The organism is Dactylosporangium sp. CA-139066, from assembly GCF_050936175.1.
Taxonomy (GTDB): Bacteria; Actinomycetota; Actinomycetes; order Mycobacteriales; family Micromonosporaceae; genus Dactylosporangium.
This window is the reverse complement of record NZ_JBNJNH010000002.1, coordinates 1,101,913-1,120,532: the sequence shown is the minus strand read 5'-3', so window position 1 is coordinate 1,120,532 and position 18,620 is coordinate 1,101,913. Positions and strand designations below refer to the sequence as shown.

The 18,620-nt window shown below is 70.7% G+C and carries 21 protein-coding genes and 4 tRNA genes; 16 read left to right on the top strand and 9 right to left on the bottom strand.

The window, feature by feature from the left end:
- Window positions 1-78 precede the first annotated feature (78 nt).
- Window positions 79-516 carry a hotdog fold thioesterase gene (locus ACQEVU_RS49955; RefSeq protein WP_433337386.1) on the bottom strand — a complete coding sequence of 146 codons (438 nt, stop codon included), beginning with the start codon at window positions 514-516 and terminating at the stop codon, window positions 79-81.
- Window positions 517-601: 85 nt separating this feature from the next.
- Between ACQEVU_RS49955 and ACQEVU_RS49950 the strand changes: the two genes are divergently transcribed.
- Both ACQEVU_RS49950 and ACQEVU_RS49945 read left to right on the top strand, forming a co-directional pair.
- Window positions 602-1,951: an ABC transporter substrate-binding protein gene (locus tag ACQEVU_RS49950; RefSeq protein ID WP_433337384.1), complete on the top strand. Its 1,350-nt coding sequence runs from the start codon at window positions 602-604 to the stop codon at window positions 1,949-1,951.
- A gap of 109 nt (window positions 1,952-2,060) precedes the next feature.
- On the top strand, window positions 2,061-2,303 hold the full coding sequence (locus ACQEVU_RS49945) for a hypothetical protein (RefSeq protein ID WP_433337382.1): 243 nt from the start codon (window positions 2,061-2,063) through the stop codon (window positions 2,301-2,303).
- Between the two features lie 65 nt (window positions 2,304-2,368).
- Here the strand turns inward: ACQEVU_RS49945 and ACQEVU_RS49940 are convergent, their stop codons facing one another.
- On the bottom strand, window positions 2,369-3,691 hold the full coding sequence (locus tag ACQEVU_RS49940; protein ID WP_433337380.1) for a hypothetical protein: 1,323 nt from the start codon (window positions 3,689-3,691) through the stop codon (window positions 2,369-2,371).
- 1,187 nt (window positions 3,692-4,878) lie between these two features.
- On the opposite strand from ACQEVU_RS49940, the gene ACQEVU_RS49935 reads away from it, so the two are divergent.
- Complete coding sequence (locus tag ACQEVU_RS49935; RefSeq protein WP_433337378.1) at window positions 4,879-5,304, top strand: hypothetical protein; 426 nt, start codon at window positions 4,879-4,881, stop codon at window positions 5,302-5,304.
- A gap of 49 nt (window positions 5,305-5,353) precedes the next feature.
- Here ACQEVU_RS49935 and ACQEVU_RS49930 read toward each other — a convergent pair whose 3' ends face one another.
- Window positions 5,354-6,640: a cryptochrome/photolyase family protein gene (locus ACQEVU_RS49930; protein WP_433337376.1), complete on the bottom strand. Its 1,287-nt coding sequence runs from the start codon at window positions 6,638-6,640 to the stop codon at window positions 5,354-5,356.
- Complete coding sequence (locus ACQEVU_RS49925; RefSeq protein WP_433337374.1) at window positions 6,637-7,590, bottom strand: phytoene/squalene synthase family protein; 954 nt, start codon at window positions 7,588-7,590, stop codon at window positions 6,637-6,639. Before ACQEVU_RS49925 ends, ACQEVU_RS49930 begins: the two co-directional genes overlap by 4 nt.
- A 71-nt stretch (window positions 7,591-7,661) precedes the next feature.
- Here ACQEVU_RS49925 and crtI point away from each other — a divergent pair, with 71 nt between their 5' ends.
- From crtI to ACQEVU_RS49860, 13 genes are all read left to right on the top strand, one after another.
- Entirely contained in the window at window positions 7,662-9,152 is a 1,491-nt protein-coding gene (crtI, locus tag ACQEVU_RS49920; RefSeq protein WP_433337372.1) for a phytoene desaturase family protein, read from the top strand.
- Window positions 9,153-9,154: 2 nt separating this feature from the next.
- On the top strand, window positions 9,155-9,685 hold the full coding sequence (idi, locus tag ACQEVU_RS49915) for an isopentenyl-diphosphate Delta-isomerase (protein WP_433337370.1): 531 nt from the start codon (window positions 9,155-9,157) through the stop codon (window positions 9,683-9,685).
- Complete coding sequence (locus ACQEVU_RS49910) at window positions 9,682-10,551, top strand: MerR family transcriptional regulator (RefSeq protein WP_433337368.1); 870 nt, start codon at window positions 9,682-9,684, stop codon at window positions 10,549-10,551. Before idi ends, ACQEVU_RS49910 begins: the two co-directional genes overlap by 4 nt.
- 135 nt (window positions 10,552-10,686) lie before the next feature.
- Complete coding sequence (locus tag ACQEVU_RS49905; RefSeq protein ID WP_433337366.1) at window positions 10,687-11,619, top strand: polysaccharide deacetylase family protein; 933 nt, start codon at window positions 10,687-10,689, stop codon at window positions 11,617-11,619.
- A 121-nt stretch (window positions 11,620-11,740) separates the two neighbouring features.
- Window positions 11,741-11,813 (top strand) — tRNA-Glu (locus tag ACQEVU_RS49900).
- Window positions 11,814-11,830: 17 nt separating this feature from the next.
- Window positions 11,831-11,904, top strand: a tRNA-Asp gene (locus tag ACQEVU_RS49895).
- Window positions 11,905-11,930: 26 nt separating this feature from the next.
- Window positions 11,931-12,004 (top strand) — tRNA-Phe (locus ACQEVU_RS49890).
- 166 nt (window positions 12,005-12,170) lie between these two features.
- Complete coding sequence (locus ACQEVU_RS49885) at window positions 12,171-12,551, top strand: DUF6193 family natural product biosynthesis protein (protein ID WP_433337364.1); 381 nt, start codon at window positions 12,171-12,173, stop codon at window positions 12,549-12,551.
- A 19-nt stretch (window positions 12,552-12,570) separates the two neighbouring features.
- Window positions 12,571-12,936: a type II toxin-antitoxin system RelE/ParE family toxin gene (locus tag ACQEVU_RS49880; protein ID WP_433337362.1), complete on the top strand. Its 366-nt coding sequence runs from the start codon at window positions 12,571-12,573 to the stop codon at window positions 12,934-12,936.
- Window positions 12,933-13,250, top strand: a complete 318-nt coding sequence (locus ACQEVU_RS49875; RefSeq protein ID WP_433337360.1) for a helix-turn-helix domain-containing protein — start codon at window positions 12,933-12,935, stop codon at window positions 13,248-13,250. Before ACQEVU_RS49880 ends, ACQEVU_RS49875 begins: the two co-directional genes overlap by 4 nt.
- Window positions 13,251-13,327: 77 nt before the next feature.
- Window positions 13,328-13,408, top strand: a tRNA-Phe gene (locus ACQEVU_RS49870).
- 637 nt (window positions 13,409-14,045) lie between these two features.
- Window positions 14,046-14,603: a Uma2 family endonuclease gene (locus ACQEVU_RS49865; protein ID WP_433337358.1), complete on the top strand. Its 558-nt coding sequence runs from the start codon at window positions 14,046-14,048 to the stop codon at window positions 14,601-14,603.
- A gap of 117 nt (window positions 14,604-14,720) precedes the next feature.
- On the top strand, window positions 14,721-15,071 hold the full coding sequence (locus tag ACQEVU_RS49860; protein ID WP_433337356.1) for a hypothetical protein: 351 nt from the start codon (window positions 14,721-14,723) through the stop codon (window positions 15,069-15,071).
- 54 nt (window positions 15,072-15,125) lie between these two features.
- Here ACQEVU_RS49860 and ACQEVU_RS49855 read toward each other — a convergent pair whose 3' ends face one another.
- Genes ACQEVU_RS49855 through ACQEVU_RS49835 form a run of 5 tightly spaced genes read right to left on the bottom strand, consistent with a single transcriptional unit; the run spans window position 15,126 to window position 18,603 of the window.
- Window positions 15,126-16,025 carry a DMT family transporter gene (locus ACQEVU_RS49855; protein ID WP_433337354.1) on the bottom strand — a complete coding sequence of 300 codons (900 nt, stop codon included), beginning with the start codon at window positions 16,023-16,025 and terminating at the stop codon, window positions 15,126-15,128.
- A 29-nt stretch (window positions 16,026-16,054) separates the two neighbouring features.
- A complete protein-coding gene (gene pspAB / locus ACQEVU_RS49850) occupies window positions 16,055-16,630 on the bottom strand; it encodes a PspA-associated protein PspAB (RefSeq protein WP_433337352.1) in 576 nt (191 codons plus the stop codon).
- Entirely contained in the window at window positions 16,627-17,541 is a 915-nt protein-coding gene (gene htpX / locus ACQEVU_RS49845) for a zinc metalloprotease HtpX (protein ID WP_433337350.1), read from the bottom strand. Before htpX ends, pspAB begins: the two co-directional genes overlap by 4 nt.
- Before the next feature lie 10 nt (window positions 17,542-17,551).
- Window positions 17,552-17,830: a PspA-associated protein PspAA gene (pspAA, locus tag ACQEVU_RS49840; RefSeq protein WP_433337348.1), complete on the bottom strand. Its 279-nt coding sequence runs from the start codon at window positions 17,828-17,830 to the stop codon at window positions 17,552-17,554.
- Window positions 17,827-18,603: a PspA/IM30 family protein gene (locus ACQEVU_RS49835; RefSeq protein ID WP_433337346.1), complete on the bottom strand. Its 777-nt coding sequence runs from the start codon at window positions 18,601-18,603 to the stop codon at window positions 17,827-17,829. Before ACQEVU_RS49835 ends, pspAA begins: the two co-directional genes overlap by 4 nt.
- Between the last annotated feature and the right edge of the window lie 17 nt (window positions 18,604-18,620).

The following is an 18,620-nucleotide window of genomic DNA, read 5'->3' as shown; positions in this document are numbered from 1 at the left end:
GCCGCAACCGTATGTCGCCGGGTCAAGACCCGCCCGTTTCTTCCGCCTTTTTGTTCGGTACCCCGGGTGAGTCCTCGGTCACGAACGGCGCAGCGCGCAGGTGAGCCGTGCGGTGCAGATGCGATCGCCCGAATCGTCGGTGATGGCGATCTCGTACGACGCGATCATGCCCCCGAGCCGCAGCGGCGTCGCCACGCCGGTCACGATGCCGTCGCGGGCCGCCTTGTGGTGCGTCGCGTTGACCTCGATGCCGACCGCGATCCCGTTGAACAGCCGGGCCGCGTGCATGGCCGCCCCGATCGAGCCGAGCGTCTCGGCGAGTACGACCGAAGCGCCACCGTGGAGCAGCCCATATGGCTGGGTGTTGCCCTTCACCGGCATGGTCGCGACGACCCGCTCGGGCGAGGCCTCGAGCACGGTGATGCCCATCCGCTCGGGCAGCGTGCCCTCCAGGGACAGCCCACCCGGCAGTTCCTCACCGACAGTGATCTCCGACTCGGTTCCCGCATCAGCCATGCCGGAAGCGTACCCGCGCCCCCGCTTAAGTCCTGGAGCCGTCCGCGCTAAGGTGCGCACGGCACCTTTGGGGAGGAGAACGCCCATGCGCGCACGATCGGCCACCACCATCGTGGGAGCGATCACGGCGATCGGAATGCTGCTCGCCGCATCAGGCTGCGCGTCCGACACGAAGAGTGACGCCGACTCGGGTCCGGCGGACGTCCGGCTGTACGGCACGGACGGCAACATGGCCAACTCGTTCGGCGAGGCCCTCAAGGACTCCCCGGCGGTGCTCAACGGCATGAAGGGCACGACGCCGCTGACCCCGCTCAGTGAGGACTTCAAGCGCCGGGTCAAGGCCATCGACCCGTCGCTCACCGACTTCAACTACTCCGGCGAGTCCTACGACGCCGTCGTCATCGCCGCCCTGGCCGCCGAGGCGGGCAGGTCGTCCGACGCCGGCTCCATCGCCAAGCAGCTGATCGGCGTCACGACGGGTGACAACCCGTGCGACACCCTCGCCGCCTGCCTGGCCGCCGCCAAGTCGGGCAAGGACTTCAAGTACCGCGGCATCTCCCTGCGCAGCAGCGGCTTCACGAGCGTCGGCGAGCCGTCGTCGGCCATGTACGGCGTGCTCAACTTCGGCAACAGCAACACCATCGACGACGCCAAGACGGAGTTCGTCGGCGCCGGCGACGAGAAGACCGAGGACAAGACGCCCCCACCGGCCGCCCCGGCGGGCAACAAGGGCGGCGGCCAGAAGCCCCCGCTGAAGGTCGGCCTGCTGCTGCCGAAGACCGGTGCGCTGGCCTTCCAGGGCCCGCCGATGTTTGCCGCCGCGAAGCTCGCCATCAAGGAGATCAACGAGGCCGGCGGCGTGCTCGGCCAGCCGGTCCAGGTCGTGGAGGGCGACGACGGCACCAACCCGGACGTCGCCAAGGCCACCGCCGGGCAGTTCATCTCGCAGGGCATCCAGGTGATCATCGGCGCGGGCGCCTCCGGCGTGAGCAAGGCGGTCATCCCGCTGGTCGCGCAGGCGGGCCGCGTCATGATCTCGCCCTCGGCGACCTCGGACGAGCTCACGAAGTTCGACGACAAGGGCTTCTTCTTCCGGACTTCCCCGCCGGACGTACTGCAGGCCAAGGCCGTCGCCGACATCATCATGCGCGACGGGCACACGAAGGTCGCGATCATCGCGCGCGGCGACACCTACGGCACCGGCCTCGCCGAGGGCGTCAAGAAGGACCTGGTGTCCGCCGGCATCAAGCCGGAGAACATCCTGGTCAAGACGTACGAGGCCAAGGACAAGTACGAGAAGGACGACGGCGCGAAGATGTTCAACCCGATCAGCACGGAGATCAAGGGCTTCGGCGCCACCGGCATCCTCGTCGTCGGCTTCGACGAGTCGGCCCTGGCCATCCGCGCACTCGTCAGCGGGGGCGTCAAGCTCTGACCGTCCGGCCGAGGGCCGACTGTCTTGAAGTAGGTCTGGGCTCGCGCACCGCGGGCCCAGGGCCTACGGTGAACCCGATTGCCCCCGAGTGAGGTGAGAGGACCACCTGATGAGCGAGAACGAGACCGTCGAGACCCGCGGCGATGAGCGCGTGGAGCTTCTCGTCGGGGACACGAACAACGACGGCAAGCCCGACCTCTGGGCGGTCGACACCGACGGGGACGGCAAGGCGGACCTGTTCCAGTTCGACACCAATGGCGACGGCAAGGTCGACATCACGATGAGCGACCTCGACCAGGACGGCACGCCCGAGGCGGTCGTCGACGGCGACGGCGGCCTGCCCCCCGCCTGAGCTTTGCATTCGGTACCGAGGCAGCGCGGATCAGCCGTCCCGCTGCCTCGGTCGCTTTGCGGGTGCTATTGGCCGGCCTTCGCCACGAAGTCCCGCCACTGCTGCTCAAGCTGCGTCTGCCCCACCCCGAGCACCTCGCGCGACACGGACTCGACCTCCGACATCCGCTGGAACCCTTCGTAGAACGCGACCAGCTTGGCCTGCCCGTAGGTCTCGGCGATCATCCGGCAGGCGAGCCACCCGGCGATGTAGTTGCGCGGCTCCTCGTAGAACTGCTTGTCGTCCGGAAACGCCCCGACGACCATGCCGCCGAGCGCCGCCCGAATCCCCGCCGCGTTGTACCTGCCGTCTTTGTAGGCAACGTATTCGGCAAACCCCTCGACCACCCACCGCGGCGTGTGCGGCCCCGTGACGGGCCCCATCGCGGCGTGCGTGAACTCGTGCGTGAGGTCATGCTGGAGCTCGGAGGATGCCGCGCTGAGCTCGCTGGGGTTGAACACGACGCGCGTGGTCGCGTACTCCGGCCGCGCCGCCCACTCGGCCACCGATCCGTAATAGGGAACGGCAATCGCCGCGACCTGCGCCACCCGATCCTGGGACTCGGCGAAGTACGTGTCGAAGATGTGTTTGTCGTTGACGGCGGTCAGCAGCACTTTCCCGTCCCACCCGCCGGGCCGGACCTCGGCCACCTGCCGCAGCCCCGTCTCGGCGAGCTGGAGCAGCTTCTGCCCCCCGTTGGCGTCCCCCGCGGAAAGCACCACCACCACGCGATCATTGCGAACCACGGTGATGCCCCCCGCAGCGTCCCACGGCTGCCCCGCGGCCCCGGTCGGCATGTCCTTGCCGGCCCCGTCCCCGCCGATGACCCACTTGCCGTGCACCAGCCCGAACACCGCCAGCCAGGGCGTCGCGACACTCTTGCTGTCAATTCCGTCGATACGATGCCGCACGGTGACGGCAACAACCCGGACGGCCGCGTGATACCGATCGAACAGCGGCGTCGGCAGAAATGCTCCGGTCCGGCCCGCGGACACGTTGGCCCGCTCGAACGCGAACTCGGCGAACGGCAGCTTCGTGAGATTCTCGAACACCTGCCGCTGCCGCTTCACGAACGCCGGATCGGCCTGATCGACGTCCGCCATCCACTCGTCGACGTTCTTGCGCCGCACGGCATCGGCATGCCGCGCGAGCACGTCGTCGATCGCTTTGCCCCCGACCTCGGGCCGCACGTCGACCCAGGTAACCCCGGCCGGCGCCTCGTCGTCGCCACGCAACACCCAGGCGGTGGCCGCCACCCCACCGAGCGCCAGCACCATGCTGACGACGAGCAGCGTGCTGAGCACGAGCCAGAAGTAGTTCCGCCGCGGCTGCGGTGGCAGCTGCTGCACCCCCCACGGATAGGGCGCCGCCCGATAACCCCCGCCATACCCCGGCGCGCCTGCCACTGGCGCCGCCGGCGGCGTTGCCCACGCCGGCGGCAGCGCGACGGCGGCCGGCGGCGCGGCGGCCGCGAATGGTGCGGCGGCTGCCGCCTGCGCGGGGGGCGTGGGCGGCGCGGTGGGTGACGACGGCGGTACGGCGGTTGTCCGTGGCGCGGTGGGTGCTGGCGGTGGCGGCGTGGTGGGTGCCGATAGTGCGCTGGATGCAGACGGAGGCGGTGCGGCATCGGCTCCGGGCTCCGCGGCCGCTGTGGGCGGTGGTCCAGGCGCGGGCTCATGAACATCGGCGCCGGGCGGCTGCTCCTGCGCCCCTCGCTGCTGCGGAATGCGTGGCGTCTGGGCCACTACCGCGACCGTGTCCGTGACTACCGGTTCGGTGAAGTCCGTAGCTGTCGGTGACGCGTCCGGCGGAGTCGGCGCCGCGGTGGTCGGTGCGGCGGTCGGTTCGGGGTTCGTCACGTTGCCTGCTGACGTCGGGGAGCGGAAGCACATCCTCTGTCAGCAAGTACGGCCTTGTCGAGTCGCCCGACCAGCCGCCGTTGCTGCCCGAGCGTCATCGCACCGAGACGGGTGCCAGGTCCGCCCTGCACGCAGGCCGCGGCGGATGGATGCCGCGGTGACAGCGGCCGCTGGGAAGCGACCTCACCCGTCCACGCTCGTCCGCCGGTCCGCCCGTCCGCGCCCGTCCGCGCCCGCCCGTCCGCGCCTCGTTCGCGCCCGTCCGCCTGCGCCCCCGCGGCTGGTCGCGGACGCGGTCATGTCCGCGTGGGGTCGGCCTGCCGGTGAGAGGCGCGCAAAAGGGTGACGTGAAAAGTGGTGAGGCGGACTAGGTGAGGGTCGGGATGAGGTCGGTGAAGGGTGTGGCTCTTTGGTTCACCCGATCGAGTGGTATGGGCGATGTTTAGGTGAGTAAGGGCTACATCGCATTGCATCGTGCATGTGCATGTTTGAGGATTTGCATGTTCGTCGTACCGAGCGTCGCAGCGCCCGAACCCCCCGACCGTGTGCCGACAGAGGGGTCCGCGCGGTCGGGTGAACGGGCGGGCGCTTCGACGTGGAATGACTTCTGCGTGGCCGCGTTCGGGCGCCCGCCCCGTATGCCAATTCAGGCACGCACGAGGAGGCGATGAGCCAGCATGCACTACTCGCAGCTTGCCGCCGACCGCATCGCGGCGGCGCAACACGTCATCATGGTTCACCTTCCCTCGCTGACGGGGGAACTCTGCTCAGCCTGCGGGCATCCGTTTCCGTGCGCGTTTCGGCGGGCCGCCGACGGCACGCTCGACGCATACGGGCGGCTGCCGCGCCGGCTTCCCGGTGCCACGCTCCGGGCCGCGGGCGTGCTGCGGCCGACATACGCCGTCGCGTGGGGCCTGGTGGACGCCAAGGGTCGCGAGGCGACCAGCCCCCAGCCGCACCGCGACGACCCGCAGGGGCGCGATGAGCAAGGGCGCCGGCGTGGATGGTTCGACGCGGCCGTCAACCCGGCCGTGGGCGTGGCCCAGGTGCCGAACACCGCGCACCCGTCGCGGTTTGTGCCGTTGCAGCGCTCAGGCTCCTAATCTCCATGCCGGCACCCTACGACCGACCTACGACACTTTCCCGGCGCCGCTACCGAGCGTCAAGAACCAGAGGCGAAGGGTAGCGGCTGGTGGGAGGGGGCTTCGGCAACGACCACGGGGCGTGGACGGCCTTGCCGGGGATGTCCGAGAGCTCCGGCACGTAGCGGCGCACGTAGTCGCCGGTCGGGTCGAAGCGCTCGGCCTGGCGCAGCGGGTTGAAGCGGCGGTACGGCTTCGTGTCGTTGCCCGTCCCGGCGACCCACTGCCAGTTGCCGTAGTTGTTGGCCACGTCGCCGTCGAGCAGGAGGTCGAAGAAGTGGTCGCCGCCGAGGCGCCAGTCCAGGCCGAGGTGCTTGGTCAGGTACGACGCGGTGATCAGCCGGGCCCGGTTGTGCATCCAGCCCTCGGCCAGCAGCTGCCGCATGCCGGCGTCCACGATCGGGACGCCGGTGTGGCCGCTCTTCCAGGCGTCCAGCGCGTCCCGCTCGTCGCGCCAGTCGTCCTGGGCGCCCGGGCGGTACGCGCGGCGGCGCAGCTGCGGGAACGCGAACAGCACCTGGTGGTAGAAGTCGCGCCAGCACAACTGGCGCAGGAACGGCTCGGCGCCGGGCCTCCCGTCCACCCGGGCCGCCAGCTCGCGCGGCGACAGGCAGCCGAAGTGCAGGTACGGGCTCAGACGGGATGTGCGGTCCGCCGCGAGATTGTCGTGCATCTCGTCGTACACCTCGAGGTGCGAAAGCCAGGACGAGAGCCGCTTGCGGGCGGCGGACTCGCCGGCCTCGAGGGTCGCGGCGCGGTCCGTTTCGAACCAGGATTTCATCACATTCCCGGGCAGTGACACGCGACGCGGCGCGGCGAGGACGTCGCGGAACGTCGTGGCCTGCCAGGCGCGATGGAACGGCGTGAAGACCTTGTAGTGCGAGCCGCCGGCCGGGCGCACCGAGCCGGGCGGCACGACCGTCACGCCCGGGAAGGTGCGAAAGGCGATCCGCTCGGCCGAGCAGGCCGCGGCCAGCCGCGCCTCCCGCGACCGCGCGTAGGCGCTCACGTCCGCGGCGAGCGCGATCCCGGAGGCGCCGACGGTCTTCGCGACCCGCACCGCCTCGCGCACCGGGTCGCCGCGCAGGACGGCCAGGTCGCCGCCGCGCTCGCGCAGCGCGGCGGCCAGATCCGCGAGGGAGGCGTCGAGGAAGCGCCGGCGGTTGTCCCCGGCCGGCAGGGCGGGATCGTGCACGAAGAGCGGTACCACGTGCTCCGCCGCGCGCACGGACGCCGCCAGCGCTGGGTTGTCGTGCACGCGCAGGTCGCGCGTGAACAGCACGACGGCGACGTTCATGCCGCCGTACCGCGGAGATCGGCCAGCGCCGCGCCGGTGTCCCGCTGCGCCGGGATGTGCCCGGCCGGGGCCTGCGCCGGCCGGGCCAGGATGCACGAGAGCGCCACGGCCAGGCGCCGCCACTTGGGCACCGTGGCGCGGCCGGCGAACACGTCGTAGCCCTGCGCCTCGACCTCGTCGAGGATCATGCCGTAGAGCCGGTACGCCGCCCGGATGCAGCCCTGCGAACCGGGCGCCAGCATCGCGATGCCCGGCGCCGCGAGCGCGTAGTGCGCCCGGGCGCGGCTCACGAAGTACCGAATCAGGCTCTTGATCTTGGGGGTGCTCGACCCCGACGCGAGCGCGCGCTCGAGGTCCGCGCGTGTGACCCCGAACGCCTCGAGGTCGCGTTGCGGCAGGTAGACGCGCCCGCGCTCGAGGTCCTCGGCCACGTCGCGGATGAAGTTGGTGAGCTGGAAGGCGAGGCCGAGCTGGCGGGCGGGCTCGCGGGCGGCGGCGCGGTCGGACGACTCGAGGATCGGCAGCATCATCGTGCCGATCACCGCCGCGGAGCCCTCCATGTAACCCAGCAGGTCGTCATACGTCTCGTACGACGTCACGGTCAGGTCCATCGCCATGCTGTCGAGGAACTTGCGGAAGTCCTCGAGGTCGATGTCGAACACCCGGATCGTGTGCAGCACCGCCGGCAGCAGCGGGTCGTCGGTGTGCCCGCCGCGCAGGCCGCGCAGGAACTCGGCCGACCACGCGGCGAGCTCGGCGGCCCGCTCCGCCGGCGTCGCGCCGCCCATGCGGTCGACGATCTCGTCGGCGTATCGGGTGAATCCGTACAGCGCGTGCACATGACGGCGCTTCCACGAGGGTAGGAGGCGCGTCGCGAGGTAGTAGGTGCGCCCGTGCTGGCGGTGCAGCGCGCGGCACCGCTCGTACGCGGCGGCTAGGGACGCACCCATCTGACCTCCCGGTTTGCGGCAAATCGACGCAGCAATCGACGCAGACTCCAGCCTACGCTACCCTCGTGAGCATGCGAACCGTTACCGGCCCCACGACGCGCGTGGTGGTCGTGGGCGCGGGCCTCGGCGGGCTCGCGGCGGCCATCCGGCTGGCCGCCGCCGGGCGATCCGTCACCCTGCTCGAGCGGCTCGACCAGCCGGGCGGGCGGGCCGGGCGGCTGGTCGTGGACGGATACGAGTTCGACACCGGCCCGACCGTGCTCACCATGCCCTCGCTGCTGGGCGACCTGCTCGGCAGCGTCGGCGAGGACCTGGCCGCATGGCTGCCGATGACGAAGCTCGACCCGGCGTACCGCGCCCATTTTCCCGACGGCTCCACGCTGGACGTCATCGCCGACACCGCCCGCATGGCCGGCGAGGTCGCGCGAGTCTGCGGCGCGCGGGAGGCGGACGGATACCTGCGCTTCGTCGACGACGCCCGCGAGCTGTGGGCGCTGGAGCGCGACGACTTCATCGACCGCAACCTCGACCGCCCGCGCGACCTCGTCACCGCCAACCTGTGGCGGCTGATCCGGCGCGGCGGCTTCGGGCGGCTGCAGTCGAAGGTGGACTCGTACTTCAAGGATCCCCGCACGCGCCGAATCTTCTCCTTCCAGGCGATGTACGCCGGCGTCGCCCCGCACCAGGCCCTCGCGCTCTACGCCGTCATCGCCTACCTCGACTCGGTCGCCGGGGTGTACTTCCCGCGCGGCGGCATCCATGCGGTCTCCCGGGCGCTGGCCGGCGTCGCCGAGAAGCACGGCGTCGAGATCGTCTACGGCGCCGACGTCGAGCGCGTCGAGGTCGCCAACGGCCGGGCGAGCGGGGTGCGGACGGTGGACGGGCGCCGGTTCGCGGCCGACGTGGTGGTGCTCAACCCCGATCTTCCCGTGGCGTACCGCGACCTGCTCCCGCCCGCGAAATGGCGCAACCCGCTGCTGGGCCCGCTGCGGTACTCCCCGTCCTGCGTGGTGCTGCACGCCGGATCGACGCAGGCGTACGGCGCGATCGCCCACCACAACATCCACTTCGGACGCTCGTGGCGCGAGACGTTCGACGAGGTCATCGACCAGGGCCGGCTCATGAGCGACCCGTCGCTGCTGGTCACCAACCCGACGCGGACCGACCCGTCGCTCGCCCCCGAGGGCCGCCAGACCTACTACGTGCTCGCGCCGACGCCCAACCTGACCGCCCGGCTGCTCGACTGGCGGGGTCCGCTGACCGGCATCTACCGCAGCGAGCTGATCGAGACGCTGGAGCGGCGGGGGTACATCGGATTCGGCGCCGGCATCGAGACCTCCCGGTTCGTCACCCCGGCCGACTGGGCCGATCAGGGCCTGGCCGCCGGCACTCCGTTCGCCGCCGCGCACACCCTGCGCCAGACCGGCCCCTTCCGGCCGGGCAACCTCCATCCGACACTGTCCAATGTGGTCTTCGTCGGCTCGGGCACGCAGCCCGGCGTCGGCGTGCCGATGGTGCTCATCTCCGGTCGCCTCGCGGCGTCCCGTATCACGGGGGAGTAGGCGTGCAGCCTCGAGAACAGCAGCTGGTCGAACTCGTCGACACCGCCGGCGGCGCGGCCGGCACCGCCACCGTCGAGGAGGCGCACCGCGCACCCGGCCGGCTGCACCGCGCCTTCTCCGTCCTGCTCGTCGACCCCGACGGCCGCCTGCTGCTGCAGCAGCGCGCCGCGGTGAAGACGCGCTTCGCCCTGCGCTGGGCCAATGCCTGCTGCGGGCACCCCGGCCCCGGAGAGCCCGTCGTCGACGCGGCCGCGCGCCGGCTGGGCGAGGAGCTCGGCGTGTCGACGCCGCTTCAGGAGGTGGGGGTGTACCTCTACCAGGCCGCCGACCCGGACTCCGGACGGGTCGAGTTCGAGTACGACCACGTGCTCACCGGCGAGTACGCGGGCCCCGTGCACGCCGACCCCGACGAGGTCGCCGACACCGAGTGGGTCGACCCCGCCGACCTCGCCCGCCGCATCGAGCGGTTCCCCGACTTCTACGCCCCGTGGCTCGGCGGGGTGCTCGACGCCTGGCGGTCCGCCGCACGATGACCCCCGCCGCCGCGTATTCGGCCGGGGCGGTGGCCCGGCGCCTCGGCGTCGCCGTGACAACCCTGCGCACGTGGCACCAGCGGTACGGGATGGGGCCATCGCTGCACGAGCCGGGGCAGCACCGGCGGTACACCGAGCTGGACGTCGAGCGCCTCGAGGTCATGCAGCGGCTCATCGTCGAGGGCGTGCCCCCGGCCGAGGCGGCCCGCTGGGTGCGCGGCCGCCGCCCCGAGGTGGAGCTCCACCAGCCCATCGGCGAGGACGGCGCCGCCGTGCGCGGCATCGGCCGGGCCGCCCTGCGCCTCGACGCGCCCGCCGTGCGCCAGCGCGTCGGCGAGGCCGTGCGCGAGCTGGGTGTCGTGGCGGCCTGGGACCGCGTGTTGCGCCCCGTCCTGGTTGCCGTCGGTCAGCGGTACTCCGCGACGGGCGGCTATGTCGAGGTCGAGCACCTGGTGTCGGGCTGCGTCGCCGCCGTCCTCGGCGCCGTGCCGCGCCCGGGCCCCGGCGTGCCGGTCCGCATCCTGCTCGCCTGCGCCGACGAGGAGCAGCACAGCCTGCCGCTGGAGGCCCTGGCCGCCGCGCTGGCCGCCGAAGGGGTCCCGGCCCGCTCGCTCGGCGCGCGGGTGCCCCCGGCCGCGCTGCTGGCCGCGGTGCGCCGCACGGGCCCCGCCGCGGTACTGGTCTACTCGCATCTGCGCGAGACCGCCGCCCCCGAACAGCTCGCCGGCGTCCTCGCCGAGCGGGCCCGCCCGGTCGTGGTCGCCGCGGGCGGTCCGGGCTGGCATCGACCGTCCGTACCATCGGGCGTCGTCTTTCCGGACAGTCTCGCCGAGGCGCTGGCGACCCTCACATCCGCACTCACCTAGTTATCTGTGTAAAAGTGCCTTGCGGCGGTACTCCCGGGTTCGTGCCATGGGCTGAACGCGGGAGGTTGAGTGCGGCTGGGAATCACTAACGTGAAGCTTCGTCGGAAGAACCTCAACAACCCCTCGGAGCCTTCAATGTCACGCACACGACTCGCGGTAGGAGCAGTGATCAGCGCCGCCGTCCTGGCCCTCGCCGGCTGCGGCTCGGACGCTCCCAACCAGACCTCGTGGCACGCGTCCGGCTCCGGGTCCGCCCCGGGGGTGGCCGGCCAGGGCGGCGGCGACCCGATCAGCCACCCGATCGCCGGCACCTCGGACTCCGCCTCCGGCCAGGCCAAGCCCGCGGTCTCCGCGTCGGCGTCCGCCTCGCCGTCGGCCTCCGCGTCGGCGTCCGCCTCGCCGTCGGCCTCCGCATCGGCCTCCCCGTCGGCCTCGGCGTCGGCCAGCTCGCCCGCGGCCCCCGCGGACGGCGTCTGGCGCACCACGGGCTCGGACGCGGTCGCCCTGACCTTCGACGACGGCCCCGGCCCCGACACGCCGAAGCTCCTCGCGATGCTGCGCGCCCAGGGCATCAAGGCCACGTTCTGCCTCATCGGCGTGAACGTGCAGGAGTACCCGCAGTACGTGCAGCAGATCGTGCAGGACGGCCACACGCTGTGCAACCACACCTGGAAGCACGACGAGAGCCTCGGCAAGAAGTCGGCCGACACCATCCGAAACGACCTCCAGCGCACCAACGACGAGATCCACAAGGCCGTCCCGGACGCGCCGATCAAGTACTTCCGCCACCCCGGCGGCAACTTCACCCCGCTGGCCGTTCAGATCGCGTCCCAGCTGGGGATGACGTCCATCGGCTGGAACGTCGACCCGTCCGACTGGAACACCAAGAAGTGGTCCGGCCAGCAGATGACCAACCACATCGTGTCGAACGTGAGGAACAACACGAAGCCCGGCTCGATCGTCCTCTCCCACGACGGCGGCGGCGACCGCAGCTGCACCATGGCCGCGTACAAGACCCTGCTCCCCGAGCTCAAGGCCAAGTTCACCCTGATCGCGATGCCTGTGTGACCCACTGACGGATACTCATTTGGAGAACGCTGGAGGGGTCACGTATGCTCTGAAAGCCTCCGGCGGGGCCGGATGGGAGCAACACCGCAAGGGTCGCAGGGTATGCGATGATTGCGGGGCCGCCCTCATCGTCTAGCGGCCCAGGACGCCGCCCTTTCAAGGCGGTAGCACGGGTTCGAATCCCGTTGGGGGCACGGAAAGTGAATAGCTAGGTCCTGTGGAGCAGTTGGAGTGCTCGCCGCCCTGTCAAGGCGGAGGTCGCGGGTTCAAGTCCCGTCAGGACCGCTTAGCCCACCTCGGTGGGTTGCTCTGGGCAGGTAGCTCAGTCGGTACGAGCGTCCGCCTGAAAAGCGGAAGGTCGGCGGTTCGACCCCGCCCCTGCCCACAAGTCCTTCGCCGGGCTTCGGAGACCCTGACCAGCGGAAACGCGGTCAGGGTCTTCTGCTTTCCGGCTTCGCTACGAAGATCATTGTGTAGCAACGGCCGCTATCGTGACGGCGGACGGTCGGCAGGCGCTTGCAGCCGACGTCCACACGCAGCAGGATCGGCTGGTGACTGAGGCGCCTGACATCGAGACCGCGTGGCGGTATCTGCTCGAACGGACGCCAGGCACCAGGCAAGGCGATGAGTTGATCGTTCGGGCAGCATCTGCCCAGCCGCGGCTGCGTGCGCTCTACCCGTTTCCGACACATGGCACGCTGAAGTTCCTCTCCGACGGCCCTCCTTGGGGTCCGGACAGCGACCAATTGCCGTTCCTCGTCTGTGGACTCAAGACCTATCAGGTCTATACGTCGGGCTATGCCGTGCTGCTCGGGGAGACGACAAGCCCCGAGCAGGCGGCCGCCTTGCTGGTTGCCCATCTCCCACCACCTGACGATTCAAAGCAGCTGAGGTCGCAACCGCCACGGTCGCCAGGACGCTGTCCGGTATAGTTTTCGCTATACTGCCTCTGTGGCCACACCGGAGTGGGGTATCTACGTCGTCAACGAGGTCCGCACCTGGATCTTCTCTCTGGAACCGGCAGCCAAAGCGCGGGTTGTCCAGGCGATCGACGCCCTCGCCGAAAGCGGACCGAGCCTCGGTCGGCCTCTCGTCGACACCATCACCCACTCGTCGCTGGCCAACCTCAAAGAGCTACGACCGGGCACCATGCGGATCCTCTTCGTCTTCGACCCCTGGCGATCCAGCATCCTGCTTGTCGCCGGCGACAAGGCAGGGCAGTGGGAATCCTGGTATCGAGAGGCGATACCGCTGGCGGAGCAGCGTTACGAGATCTACTTGAAAGAACGGGCACAGGAAGAGGGGGACCAGCGATGAGCAGCTACGTGCGCTGGAGCGACATCCGAGCCGAACTCGTGGAACAGGCGGGCGGCGAGGAAGCTGTCGCGGCCGGCAAGCAGGAGTTGCTGGCCGAGGTCACCGGCCACCGCCTCGCCGAAGCGCGCCGCGGTCGCGGCCTTACTCAGCAGCAGGTCGCCGACCGCATGGGAGTCACCAAAGGCCGGGTCTCCCAGATCGAGCAAGGCAAGATCTCGGGTCAAGAGGTCCTCGCGCGCTACGCCGTTGCTCTGGGTGGTCGCCTCCACCAGGCCATCTACTTCGACGACGGAGACATCACCGCCATTGCCTGATCGCAGAGTCGTGTAGCAACGCGTGTAGCAACGGCGGCGAACATGTCCGGGTTGCTGGAGATGGCGCGACACGCGTTGGCTCGGCGTTCGAGTCTTCCACGCAGAGCCGCCGACACCTGAAAAGCGGAAGGTCGGCGGTTCGACCCCGCCCCTGCCCACAAGTCCTTCGCCGGGCTTCGGAGACCCTGACCAGCGGAAACGCGGTCAGGGTCTTCTGCTTTCCGGGTCCGGTCATTGACCGCTGCTGCCCAGGCGGCACGCTGCGCCTCTTCAAGCCGTCCTATCGCCTGGACGGCGGGGTGCGGGGTGCGGCCCACGGGAACCCTGAGGCCCCCGGCCGGAGGCCCCGCCGGAGGCACGATTGGAACTACACACGGACCCGGCGGGGGAGCGAAGCGACCGGTGTCCGCGGGAGCAACGGCATGTAGCCCACGCCTCCCCGGTCGCGTCGGACCGCTACCTTCACGAGGTGGACGGGCGGGGCGTAGAGATCGCCTCGGCCCTGTCGGAGCTTGCGGCTCACGGCGATGCCGCAGCACTACCTAAGACCATCATCGTCAAGCACTGACCGAATAGGCGAGAGACCGTGAGTGCTTGAAGTACGGATCTGAGCTTCCTAACCTAAACTTGCTAAAGTACCTAACTTGCTAAGGAAGATGGAATAGCGGAAGTAGGGTAGGCTCCCACCCGGCTCGCGGCCAGGGCGGGGCGAGCCCCCTGCTAGATGCTGGTCCAACACTGAAGTCGGCCTACCCGTGGAACACTAACGGACAGCCACCGGGAGTTGAATTCAGCGTGAGTGTCGACGCACTTGATCAACACATCGGGCCATGGTCCGAGGATGACTATTTCGCGCTCGGTGAGACGGCGAATCGCTTCGAGTTGATCGACGGGAGTCTGTTGATGAGTCCGGCGCCCACTCCGCGCCATCAACTGCTGTCTCGTCGTCTGGCCAACGCGTTGGAGCCCGGGGCGTCGGCAACGGAGCTTTGGACGTTCGAGGCGGTGAACCTGCGGCTCCAGAAGGACCGGATCGTGATCCCGGACCTGGCGGTAACCAGCACCGACGAACCGACCACGTTCGAGGCGTCCGACGTGACACTGGTCGGAGAGGTGGTATCACCCAAGAACGCCGCCGCCGACCGACTGGTGAAGATGCAGTTGTACGCTGCCGCGCGGATCGGTTGGTACCTGCTGGCCGAGCGGGACGAGGAAGTCCAGGTCACGCTCCGGCTGCTGCGGCTGGACGGCGAGCACTACGTCGAGCACGCGGTCGCCAAGCACGGTGAGATCCTGTCGGCCGACATGCCGTTCGCCATCCGGATTGACACCCGCGACCTGATGCGCCGCTGAGCAGGTCGGGCTACCGATGTTGCACCTGGAGCGCGCAGCCGTTCAACACAAGCGCGTTGACCTGCGGATAGGTCTCCCTGAAAAGCGTAGGGGTCGGCGAACGAGGGCTTCTCGCAGTTGGCGCGGTCGTACAGCTCGTTCCACAGCACCGAGAACGCGACGAACTCGCCGGGGTGCAGGAAGTACACCTTAGGCTGCTCCAACACGCTCGACGAGCGGTTGGTCAGCGACGGCCGCGATCAGACGTTGCCCGGCTGGAGCGTCTCCGGCCAGGTCGGCGACTTCACCGACGGCACTCACGCGTCCAGCGGCAGCCACCTGGGCTGGTCCCCGACGGCCGTCGCTCAGAACGCGGCCCACGACGGGGTCGCGGGCGCCCCGGTGCGGCCGGGCGCCACGCCGGGCCTGCAGGGCGGCGGCGTCCTGGCCACGCGGCGGCGACCAACGGCCTGTACTCCGCCATGCTGACCATTACCGTGCTGGCGCAGGCCTGACACCCCCCGCCGGCGGCGACCAGGCCGGTTACTCGCGGTGGTGCCGGTGCGGGACGTGCGGGTGCGGGAGGTGATGGGGGTGGTGGTGCGCCACGACGAGCTTGGAGGCGGCGAGGGCGTACACACCCCCGGTCATCACCGCCAGCGCCGCGAGCTCGACGGCGAACGCGAGCGGCGTGATCCGCAGCGAGCCGTCCAGCACGCCGACGCCGATGGCCACGCCGGCGAGGGGCTCCGCCGCCGCGACCGGTGGGTAGGAGACCGGGAGCGGGGCCAGCTTGTACGCGCTCTGCGCGAGCAGGATGCCGATGATCGCGATGGCCAGGATGGCGTACGGCGTCCAGGACAGCATCAGAGGCTTCAGCCCGCGGTCGAAGAGGCGGTGCGCGGCCGCGCTGGTCAGCGCGGCTTGCAGGCCGAAGAGCATGCCCGCGCCGAGGCCCAGCACGGCCGCTTCGTGCCGTGGAACCATCCGGCGGGCGAGCGAGACCAGCGTGGCCGTGATGGCGCCGATGGACGCGGCGGCGAGCGCCCATTGCCAGAACGGCGCGTCCAGCTGGCCCGGACCCGGCTGGCCGACGATCAGGAACACCACCACGCCGGCGACCACCGCGAAGGCGCCGGACCACTCTCGCAGGCCGACCCGGTAGCGGCTCCACATGGCCGCGACGGGCAGCGCGAACAGCACCGCGGTCACGCTCAGCGGCTCTACCTCGGCGACAACGCCCGAGCCGAGCGCGGCACCGCTGAGCACGTTGCCGATTACCGAGATGCCGATGCCGGTCAGCCACAGCCGCTGGTGGAGCAGGTACCCCAGCAGCCGCCAGTGCAGGACCGCGCCGGCCGGGGCACGAGCCGCCGCGCGCTGCTGGACGGCGTTGCCGACCCCCACGAATGCCGCTGCCAACAGGGCCAACGCGTACACCATGACGACCGGGTACCCGGCGGCGGGCCGCCCTACAGCGCGGGCGTCGCCCAGATCGGAAACCAGCGGCCGAGGTCCCCCTCGACGGGGAGCTCGCCGCCGAGCTGAGCGCGGACCTGCAGCTCCAGCGCGTTGTCGCGGGTGTGCGCCCCGGTGGGTGAGAACGGGTAGAACGTGCCGCGCTTGAACAGGTAGACCAGGCCGAGCCGGCGGCGCTCGCCGTCGGCGCCGGTGAAGCCGATGACCGTACACAGCAGGCTCGGTCCGTAGCCCGCGTCGGCGAGGGTGCTGTTCACCGCGTGCAGGTCGGTGACGAGACCGGCGAGGTCGTCGGGGTCGTGCCGGGTGGCGATCCAGGTGTAGCCGTACTCGTCCTGGCTGACGGCCACCTGTGCGGCACAGTCGGCGGTGAGCAGTGAGAGGGCGTCGGACTGCGCCTGCGTGGCGGCCTGGCCCTCGGCCGCCTTGAAGCAGACCGCGCCCACGCCGGTCGGGGTGAGGCCGAGGGCCGCCTGCAGGGTGGTGGCCGCGGCCGGCACCGCGAACAGGGCATCGAGGTCCGGCTGGACCGGTTTCGTGCGGCCCAGCAACGCGTCGAGGAATTTCATGGCTCCGGTGTCGCCTCCGCGAGTTCGGTCGAGATCACGGCCAGCTGGTCCAGCCGCTGCTGCAGGCTCGGATGCGTGGAGAGCAGGGTCGCCAGGCTCGGCCGCGCCCCGACGGCGGGGGTGAAGAAGAGCGCGTTGAACGGCTGCGCGGTGCGCAGGTCGCGGGTCGGGATGCGGGCCATGTCGCCGGTCAGCTTGGTCAGCGCGGAGGCGAGCACGGACGGGCGGCCGGTCAGCGTCGCACCGGCGCGGTCCGCGGCCAGCTCCCGATAGCGCGACAGGGCCCGGATCAGCAGGAAGCTCAGCGCGTACACCACCGCGGACACGGCCATGACCAGCACCACCAGCAGGTAGGTCTGGTCGCCGTCGCGCCGGCGGCCGCCGAACATCTGCGAGTAGAACATGAAGCGGGTGACCAGGCCGGCCACGACGCCGAGGAACGAGGCGATCGTCATGACCGTCACGTCGCGGTGTGCGATGTGGGACAGCTCGTGGGCGAGCACCGCCTCCAGCTCGCCGGTGTCGAGCCGGCGCATCAGGCCGGTGGTCACGCACACCACCGCCCGCTCGGTGTTGCGTCCGGTGGCGAACGCGTTGGGCAGGTCGGTGTCGGCGACCGCGACCCGCGGCTTGGGCATGTCGGCGGCGGCGCACAGCCGGTCGACGACCCCGTGCAGGCGCGGTTGCTGCTGCGGCTCGACGATTCGCGCGTGCATGCCGGCCAGGGCGATGCGGTCGGAGAACCAGTACTGCACGGCCAGCACGCCGCCCGCGATGAGCACGATCGCCACCCACGAGCGCAGCACGGCGACCAGGATGGCGATGAACGCCACGTACACCAGCCCGAGCAGGAAGACCGTCAGCGTCATGCGCGCGGTCAGCCGGCGGTCGGGACGGAACCGGGTTCGCATTGCCGGCACCTCAGCCCGGAATGAGGCCCTCGTCGCCCAGCAGCGCGGCCACATCCGCCAGATCGCTGTCGGGCCCGGGCAGGACCAGATTGGAGGCCGTCAGCACGTCGTCGGGCACGCCGGTGCCCCGCTCGCGGACGGCGTCGAGCAGGCCGCCCAGCCGATCGCGGAAAGCCGCCTGGTCGCCGGCGTCGACGGCCGTCTGCACCTCGGCGTCGAGCGCGTTGAGGTCGTTCAGCGCGGAGTCGGGCACGTCGTACTGGCCTTCGCCGAGAATCCTGATGATCATTGCCGGGCCTCCTCGTCCGATGGCCTCCCGCCCACCGCGCGAGGCTCCTGGCCCCTCCCGACCGCCGGTGCGGACCGTCCGGCCTTGAGCGCGGCGAGCTCGCGCTCGACCCCCGACTGGCCGCGCGCGGCGTCGAGGGCGGCCTGCAGGTCGTCGCGGCCGGCGGTCGTCGCGGTGGCGTCCTGCAGCGCACCGGAGTTGAGCAGCTCGTCGATCGCGCCGGCGCGGGCCTGCATCTGCGCCGTGCGGTCCTCCGCGCGCTGGACGGCCATCCCGACGTCGCCCATCTCCTCGGAGATGCCGGAGACGGCCTCGCCGACGCGGGTCTGCGCCTCGGCCGCCGTGTAGGTGGCCTTGATGGTCTCCTTGCGCGTCCGGAAGGCCTCCACCCGGGCCTGCAGCCTGGTGGCCGCCGTGGTGAGCTTCGCCTCTTCGGCGGTCAGCCCGTCGCGCTGCGACGTGATCTCGTCCATCTGAGTGGCGACGGCGGCCCGGCGCGAGAGCGCCTCGCGGGCGAGGTCGTCGCGGCCCACGTCGACCGCCTGCGCGGCCTGGTCCTGCAGCTTGTCGGCCGCCTGTTGCAGCTGGTTGAGCTGCAGGTCGAGGCGTTTGCGGCTGGTGGCGACGTCGGCCACGCCGCGGCGGACCTTCGTCAGCATCTCCAGCTGGCGTTCGTACGAGTAGTCGAGCACCTCGCGGGGGTCCTCGGCCCGGTCGAGGGCCTTGTTGGCCTTGATCCGGAACAGATCGGCCAGGCGGCGGGAAATACTCACGGCAGCCGTCCTTCCTC

Bases quoted from the DNA above. Each gene is read 5' to 3' on its own strand.
- crtI (WP_433337372.1), top strand. From the start codon at position 7,662: ATGCGAACCGTTACCGGCCCCACGACGCGCGTGGTGGTCGTGGGCGCG.
- ACQEVU_RS49905 (WP_433337366.1), top strand. From the start codon at position 10,687: ATGTCACGCACACGACTCGCGGTAGGAGCAGTGATCAGCGCCGCCGTC.
- pspAA (WP_433337348.1), bottom strand. From the start codon at position 17,830: ATGATCATCAGGATTCTCGGCGAAGGCCAGTACGACGTGCCCGACTCC.
- pspAB (WP_433337352.1), bottom strand. From the start codon at position 16,630: ATGAAATTCCTCGACGCGTTGCTGGGCCGCACGAAACCGGTCCAGCCG.
- ACQEVU_RS49950 (WP_433337384.1), top strand. From the start codon at position 602: ATGCGCGCACGATCGGCCACCACCATCGTGGGAGCGATCACGGCGATC.
- ACQEVU_RS49955 (WP_433337386.1), bottom strand. From the start codon at position 516: ATGGCTGATGCGGGAACCGAGTCGGAGATCACTGTCGGTGAGGAACTG.
- ACQEVU_RS49910 (WP_433337368.1), top strand. From the start codon at position 9,682: ATGACCCCCGCCGCCGCGTATTCGGCCGGGGCGGTGGCCCGGCGCCTC.
- ACQEVU_RS49935 (WP_433337378.1), top strand. From the start codon at position 4,879: ATGCACTACTCGCAGCTTGCCGCCGACCGCATCGCGGCGGCGCAACAC.
- ACQEVU_RS49855 (WP_433337354.1), bottom strand. From the start codon at position 16,025: ATGGTGTACGCGTTGGCCCTGTTGGCAGCGGCATTCGTGGGGGTCGGC.
- ACQEVU_RS49930 (WP_433337376.1), bottom strand. From the start codon at position 6,640: ATGAACGTCGCCGTCGTGCTGTTCACGCGCGACCTGCGCGTGCACGAC.
- htpX (WP_433337350.1), bottom strand. From the start codon at position 17,541: ATGCGAACCCGGTTCCGTCCCGACCGCCGGCTGACCGCGCGCATGACG.
- ACQEVU_RS49945 (WP_433337382.1), top strand. From the start codon at position 2,061: ATGAGCGAGAACGAGACCGTCGAGACCCGCGGCGATGAGCGCGTGGAG.
- ACQEVU_RS49875 (WP_433337360.1), top strand. From the start codon at position 12,933: ATGAGCAGCTACGTGCGCTGGAGCGACATCCGAGCCGAACTCGTGGAA.
- ACQEVU_RS49925 (WP_433337374.1), bottom strand. From the start codon at position 7,590: ATGGGTGCGTCCCTAGCCGCCGCGTACGAGCGGTGCCGCGCGCTGCAC.